At 55.8% G+C, this 527-nt stretch carries 1 protein-coding gene; it reads right to left on the bottom strand.

Annotated elements, in window-relative coordinates:
* Positions 1–58: 58 nt before the first annotated feature.
* Positions 59–487, bottom strand: coding sequence for a hypothetical protein (locus QCE79_RS33525; protein ID WP_309851817.1), 429 nt, complete (start codon positions 485–487; stop codon positions 59–61).
* Positions 488–527: the final 40 nt, after the last annotated feature.

Raw genomic sequence — 527 nt, 5'->3', positions numbered from 1 at the left:
CGAAAGGGTTCGCAGGACATCGTGAATCTGCCATGCCTTAGCGGCGAGATCGCAACGATTAGCCATGGTTGACCGCCTGTGAGGAGTACTCATCGCTAAAGCCACGACGAGAACGCTCAATCTTGAGACGGTCGGTCAACCGTCGCTGCAAGTAGCAATTGGAGTCCGCCGCTACTTCAGCGATACGAGCGATCAATTCGATCTCGGCCGCAACGTGGAAGAGCAGAGCAGGTTCATCTTTGCCTTGCAGAGCTTCGGTACGAAGGTGCTTGCTCTCCGACCGACTATCAGCGCTGACCAACATACCGATGCCCGCAGTGAGCGTAGACAGCGATTCAGCCATGTCAGCGACGGTGGCTGTGAAGTCCGCGAGATATTGCAATTCATTGTCCGACGCATGGGCCGTATCGAAGCGCTCGAAGAAGAAGTCAATCAAGCCTGCGGCCGTCGTGTGTCGACGAACGATCGCTTCTGTGGTGTTAGTCATGACGCACCTCTGCATCATCTCCGGTTGCGGGACAGGTCAA

Source organism: Caballeronia sp. LZ003 (genome assembly GCF_031451465.1).
Lineage (GTDB): Bacteria > Pseudomonadota > Gammaproteobacteria > Burkholderiales > Burkholderiaceae > Caballeronia.
This window is presented reverse-complemented; position numbering and strand designations above follow the sequence as displayed.